General features: G+C 41.3%; 6 protein-coding genes. 3 read left to right on the plus strand and 3 right to left on the minus strand.

The features are described from left to right. Positions 1 to 15: 15 nt before the first annotated feature. Genes ENH88_RS09315 through ENH88_RS09325 form a run of 3 tightly spaced genes read right to left on the minus strand, consistent with a single transcriptional unit; the run spans position 16 to position 3504 of the window. A complete protein-coding gene (locus ENH88_RS09315) occupies positions 16 to 1380 on the minus strand; it encodes a TrkH family potassium uptake protein (RefSeq protein WP_304181919.1) in 1365 nt (454 codons plus the stop codon). A 3-nt stretch (positions 1381 to 1383) separates the two neighbouring features. Next, positions 1384 to 2037 (minus strand): potassium channel family protein, encoded by a 654-nt coding sequence (locus ENH88_RS09320; RefSeq protein ID WP_304181921.1) that lies wholly within the window; start codon positions 2035 to 2037, stop codon positions 1384 to 1386. Positions 2038 to 2049: 12 nt separating this feature from the next. Next, complete coding sequence (locus ENH88_RS09325; protein ID WP_304181923.1) at positions 2050 to 3504, minus strand: TrkH family potassium uptake protein; 1455 nt, start codon at positions 3502 to 3504, stop codon at positions 2050 to 2052. A gap of 148 nt (positions 3505 to 3652) precedes the next feature. Between ENH88_RS09325 and ENH88_RS09330 the strand changes: the two genes are divergently transcribed. The 3 genes from ENH88_RS09330 to ENH88_RS09340 all read left to right on the plus strand — a co-directional run. After that, positions 3653 to 4978 (plus strand): DUF4118 domain-containing protein, encoded by a 1326-nt coding sequence (locus tag ENH88_RS09330; protein ID WP_304181925.1) that lies wholly within the window; start codon positions 3653 to 3655, stop codon positions 4976 to 4978. Continuing rightward, entirely contained in the window at positions 4971 to 5639 is a 669-nt protein-coding gene (locus ENH88_RS09335; protein WP_304181927.1) for a response regulator, read from the plus strand. Before ENH88_RS09330 ends, ENH88_RS09335 begins: the two co-directional genes overlap by 8 nt. A gap of 119 nt (positions 5640 to 5758) precedes the next feature. Further along, the coding region (locus ENH88_RS09340; protein WP_304181929.1) for a diguanylate cyclase at positions 5759 to 6652 on the plus strand (894 nt) is incomplete at its 3' end.

The following is a 6652-nucleotide window of genomic DNA, read 5'->3' on the forward strand; positions in this document are numbered from 1 at the left end:
ACGAGCTCAACTGCATTAACCAATAGACAGTTTGGTGCTTGGATAGCGAAGTTTTTTACTTCTTGGGCTTGCTAAAAAGTAAGCAATGGTTAGGGGACCAATCCGGCCTATAAACATTAAGAACATAATAATGAATTCTCCTATAGGCGATAACGAACCCGTTAGCCCACGGGATAAACCCACCGTGCCAATTGCCGATACCGCTTCAAACGCTATATCAATAAACGGCGCATCTTCTACCAAGAGTAAAGTGAAAATAGCTAACCAAGTGACTCCCGCTGAAATAATAGTCAATGCCAATGCTTTGTAAATGGTTTCTTTATCAATTTCTCTACGCAGCACTGTAACGCCTTTATCGCGGCGTAAGTAGCTGTAGGTCGCTAAAATTAACACCACAAAGGTCACCACTTTTATACCACTGGCGGTACTGAGCGAGCCGCCACCAATAAACATTAACATCATAGTCAGTGCAGTACTGGCATTGCGTAGCTCTTCGATTGCGAGGGTATTAAAACCAGCGGTTCGCGGTGTGACTGCTTGAAACCACGCAGCTAACCATTTACCGAGTTCACTTAATGGTTGTAAGGTATTGGGGTTATTGTATTCAATGGCATAAATAAGCAACAGCGCCACCACGTTAATAACCACGGTGCTGATGATCATTAACTTACTGTAAGTACACAGCCCTGCCCAGCGCTTTGATTTGTATAAATCCATCCACACAGTGAAACCAAGGCCACCAATAATAAATAAACCAGTAATGGTGAGGTTGACGACCGGATCGGCCACATACTCCATCAAGCTGTTAGGGCTAAGCGCAAATCCGGCGTTATTAAAGGCACTGATGGTATAAAATACCGCATGTAACAAGGCTTTTAACCAGCCCAATTCTTGACCCCAATACAAGGTGAGAATAATAATGCCTAAGGTTTCTACTAATAATGAAAACAGCAATACTGACTTGGCGGTGCTGACTAAGGTTGACGTATCAGTTTGATTAAATGCCGCTTTGGTAACGGTTTTTTGTAAAAACCCTACTTTGTTACCTAACGCAATTAAGGTTACTACGGCAAAGGTCATTAGCCCCAGTCCACCTAATTGAATCAGCAGCGCTATAATGGCTTGTCCAAATCCTGTGAATGCTGAGCCAGTATCAACTACGACGAGTCCGGTTACGGTCACCGCAGAGGTCGCAGTAAATAAGCTTTGCTCCCAACTGATCGGAATATGTGCTGCAAAGGGTAGTTTGAGCAGGATTGCACCGAGTATTATCAAAATAATAAAACCAGCACTTAAAATCACTGGCGGTGCGGCGTTCAGTTTTCTACTACCCCTTGGTTTTCGCTCAATTGGGGTTTTTAAGGGGTGCCATTGGACCATGTTTTATACCAGCCTTGGGGCAATATGCTTTAATTCTGCGCGGTTACCTGACAGCAGTAATGCATCGTGTTCATGTAAGATAAAGTCATGATCGAGTTTAACAAAAGTGTGTTTACCACGTTTTACCAGTAGCGGATCGATTGCCCCTTTGATGTCGTTAAGTAGCACTCCTAAAGACATCCCCTGCAAATGTGCCTTGATATGAATTTCAACAACATATAAGCCATTACCCAAGGAGATATAGTCGTTCACCATTGGATAATTTAGCGCTTGCGCAACACGCACTCCCATTTCTTCCTCGGGGTGAATAATACGTGTAACGCCCAGCTTCGATATTATCGTATGGTGCGCTTTAGTACCTGCTTTAACCCATATTTGCTTAACGGCTAAGTTTTTTAGTGCCAAGGTACACAGTATGCTGGATTGCATATCTTCACCAATCGCGACTAACACAGCTTCACTATTTGCTAAATCGAGTTCTTTTAACGCTGCTTCATCTGTTGAATCGCATACCACTGTCTCTGATAAGTGCTCAACATATTTTTCGGCGAGTTTTGGGTTGCTATCAACGCCCGTCACTGTGTGTCCTAAATGGATCAGCTCAAGACTTGCTGCAATGCCAAAGCGGCCTAAACCAATAACTGTAAAATGTGCCATAGTATTCCTTCGTTACTTTTTCCAAAAGCTATGAGTAAAAAGTGCAAAAACAGTAAAATATTCTAACCGCCCCACGATCATGGCGACCGAGAGTATCCAAGTGCCGGTGTCTGAAACAGGCTGAAAGTTAGCGCCAACTTCACCAAAGCCAGGGCCAAGTACATTAACGCATGCGGCTACAGCAGTAAACGCACTCCAAAAATCAAGACCCGTAGCCATTAACATCAATGTAAATAGTAAACTAGACGTTGCCGCAAAGGTCATAAACGCCATAATTGCGTGAAGGATGTCATCTTTTACAGGAATGTCTTGATATTTAATCGTAAAAATAGCGCGTGGGTGCAGTAATTGTTTGATATTTTTGTTGATAATTTTTGCGACTATTACATTTCTAATTATTTTATTACCACCGGCTGTGGAGCCAGCACAGCCTCCTAAATAACCAGCAATCACTAAGATAGTGCCTGTTACTGCTGGCCATTCAGTAAAACTGGCAGATCCATACCCGGTGCTGGTAATGAAAGACACAATATGAAATGTTGCAAAGCTGAATGCTTCAAGAGTGTTCGTATAGGTTTCATTAAGTAATAGTAGGGCGGCAACTAACACCGACAAAAATAAAATAATATAAATAAAGTAGCGGGTTTCTTCATCATTATAATAACTGCCAATACTTTTTTTATAAGCGACTCTAAAGTGCAAACCAAAATTAATCGCACCTGCGATCATAAATAGATTTGATATCCACAACAGTAAATGACTTTGATAAAACCACATGCTGGCATCGTGCGTCGAAAAGCCACCAGTTGAAACAGTAGTAAAGGCATGGGCAATAGCATCGTAAAAACTCATTCCACCGGCATAATAAGCTAAAGTACAAAGCACAGTGATTACCAAATAAACACCCCATAAATAATGGGCGGTACTGGCTACGCGCGGAGTCAGTTTTTCATCTTTAATGGGGCCAGGCGTTTCTGCCTTTAATAACTTCATGCCACCTACATTGAGCATAGGTAAAATAGCTACCACAAAGATAACAATGCCTAGTCCGCCCATCCACTGTAAAAATTGCCGGTAAAGTAAGAATGTTGGTGGCATATTATCTAACCCAGATAAAATGGTTGCCCCTGTCGTAGTGAGTGCACTAATTGATTCAAAAACGCCGTCGGTAAAACTGACACCGGTAATAAAAACGATAGGCAGAGCCCCCAACGTACCAGCAATAGCCCAAGTGACGGTGGCATAAATTAAGGCATCCCTAAAACTGGCCGCAGAAAGATTTGCTTTATTCAGATTAACAAGAATTAACAAACCGGTAGTGAGCATTGTTAAGCCAGGAATGAGAAAGCTTGCGATCACACGATCTTTAAAAATAAACAACGACAGCGTAGAAAAAATAAGCTGGACAGTGCCCATCCAAATAATTGGAAATGCCAGTAATCGTAATGTGATTCTCCAGTTTATCATAAGATAACCTTTTGCAAATTATTGCCGACGATTGTAAAGCCTAAGAAAGGTTTAACGAACAATTTTATAGAATCTTTATAAAAACTTTATAGAGGCAAATGTGAAAAGACAGTAATCTAGCCACTTAATCTATATAAATAAGGTTGTGATGAAAAAAATAGGGGAAAAGTCGTTTTGGTATAAGGCATTATTGCTTAGTTTAGTTATGCCACTATTGGTGGTTATGGCCATTTACCCTTTTAAAAACTGGTTTACTACCACCGATATTGTCATGCTACAGCTGTTATGGGTGGCGTGGGTAGCAGTGCGCAGTAATCGGCGAGTTGCAGCCATTACCACTTTGGTCAGTGTGGCGTGCACCGATTGGTTTTTTGTTACTCCGTATTTTACCTTTCATATTGAAAATATTGAGTATTTAGTCACTTTTTTAGTGATGCTCATAGTGGGGTTAATGATCAGCCAGTTAGCGGGTGAATTAAACACCAAAGTGCGAGATGGGCAATTACACGCGAGTAATAGTCGAACACTTTATGAGCTAGCTAAAGGGTTAAATAGTTTAGACACACTGGATGAGCAAAAGCAGTATTTTCAGCAACTTATTAGCGATCATTTAGCCATTACTTGCCAGTTTCAACAAACACGTCAGCAACCGACTGGCGAATTTATGCTATTAAGTGATAAAGAGCATAGCTTGGGTGGCTTTGCTTTTACAACGTTATTGTCTGAAGGACAAAGGAGCTTCGTAAATACCGCCATTTCATTACTGTATCAGGTACATGAGAAAACCTCACTGAGGCAGCAGTCGGCGGCTATTTCAGTGCAAGCTGAACTCGAGCGCGCTAAAAATGCATTATTACGCAGTTTATCCCATGATTTGCGCACGCCGCTGGCAACTATTATGGGCGCATCAAGCATGTTGGCCGATGATGAGATCACACTCAGTGAAGCGATAGTAAAAGAGCAGGCGGGTAATATTTTTGAGCAAAGTAAAATTCTTAATCAGCATTTTGACAAGGTGATGGAACTAAGCCGAGTTAATAAAATGGGCGAAAACCTGTGCTGGCAAACAATTAACTTGCAAGCTTTGCTAAGCGAAGCAAAGGCACGTAGGCAACAGCAATTAGTACACTTTGTGGTAACAACAAATATTGATGCCAATTCGAGCTGTCAAGGCGATGTCACACTATTAGAAATAGCGCTGGCGAATATGTTTGAAAATGCCAGCCGCTATGGCGATGGCCACGCCAAGCTCTATTTTAGTTATCAGCAACATGCGCGGCAAATTGACTACCAACTGCGTATTACCAATCGATTAGCAAGCTCACTGCAATCAAGCACCGATCAAGGTGTTGGCTTGGGCAGTGTAATTTGTGATGTGGTCGCTAAATTTCACCACGGTAGTTTTACTTTAGACATCAATGAGCAACAACAAAGTGCCAGCGCTTGCTTAGCATGGAGTAAGTTAAATGATTAATATTTTAGCTTTAGAAGACTCGCCACCATTGCAAAGTTTTTTAAAAACCCTATTAGCCGCCAGTGGTTACCAAGTGAGCATCAGTGCTAAAGGGCTTGATGGCTTTGCGCTTTTGAGCGAGCAACACTTTGATTTAGTGTTATTAGACCTAGGCTTACAAGATATGGATGGTCAAGATTGGCTACTAGAACTTAGGCAGTGGAGTCAGTTACCGGTACTCGTGCTCTCAGCACGTGACGGTGAAGTTGAAAAAGTTACCGCCCTTGATAATGGCGCTAATGATTACCTAACTAAACCTTTTAGTGCTAATGAACTACTGGCGCGAATTCGCGTGTTACTACGTACTAATACGCAAACGAGTTTAGCTTTAACATGCGGCAGCATTACTATTGACCCACACAAGCACACAGTCACAGTGGCGCAGCAAGAAGTTAAACTCACCAAAAAAGAATATGCAATTTTACTGTTGATGTTGCAAAACAAAGATAAAGTGCTAACGCATAATGCAATATTAAGTCATGTATGGGGAGAGCAGTATATTAATCGTCCTGAATATGTTCGCGTGCATGTGGCGCAGCTAAGGCAAAAACTTGAAGTGAATCCTGCCAGCCCTAAGCATTTACTTACTGAACCTGCGGTGGGATACCGATTAGTTGATTAAAAGAATGTAAAGGGGCTTTACAGTTAACGTTAGCAAAACTGTCGTTATTTTTTCGAATATTTGAGATCGCGCGATTAATTGCATATTATAATAAATACCAACCAGTATGAATTATCTATGTGGCTAACATTACACCCGTTAATCAAAACGCAAAGCAACAGCCTAGATATACTTTTAGTAACCCTCAATTGGCGTTGATTATTGCGGAAATAGAACAAGCAATGCAATGGCATGACATGTGGTACAAACAGCTATTGCGTAGCTTGATTGCAGATACACCAGCAAATAGCAAAGACCTGCGTGACGATGCTCATTTAAAGTGCCAGTTTGGTCAATGGTTTGCGACACTTTCAGATGATAAACTTAATTCCCATCCTTTATTTGCAAAAATAGGTGATGCTCATATAAAAATGCACCAAGGTGCTAAAAGTTTGCTGTCTTTAAAAGCAAGTAAACAAGCTGTGCCAGTTGATTTACTCGATCAGTTTCATCATGATTTAGATGAATTACGAGAATTATTTATTGCTATAAGTGATGAGTTTTATCAGTTGATGCATAGTCGTGATCCGTTAACAGGCGCGACTAATCGTATCAATCTATTAGCTAATTTACATAAAGAACAAGCCTTATGTAAACGTAAGGAACAGCATTGTGCATTAGTGATGTTAGATTTAGATCACTTTAAGGCAGTTAATGATCAATATGGCCACGCTGCCGGGGATAAAGTACTCGTTGCAGTTGTCAAATGTCTACAGTCACACTTGCGTAGTTATGATCAACTATATCGTTATGGCGGTGAAGAGTTTTTGTTATGTTTAACACAAACTACAGTATCTGAGGCTAGATTATTTGCCGAGCGATTAAGGCAAGCAATTGCAGCGCTTAATATTGCAGTCGCTGAGGATATTACTATTTCGGTAACAGGTTCATTTGGTGTCGCCACACTGACCAAAGTGGTAATGGCTGCAACTCGCCGATTACTGCGCACTGCTACCCACGCCACCCATAACAGC

This window comes from Pseudoalteromonas prydzensis, from assembly GCF_011050055.1.
Classification (GTDB): domain Bacteria; phylum Pseudomonadota; class Gammaproteobacteria; order Enterobacterales; family Alteromonadaceae; genus Pseudoalteromonas; species Pseudoalteromonas prydzensis_A.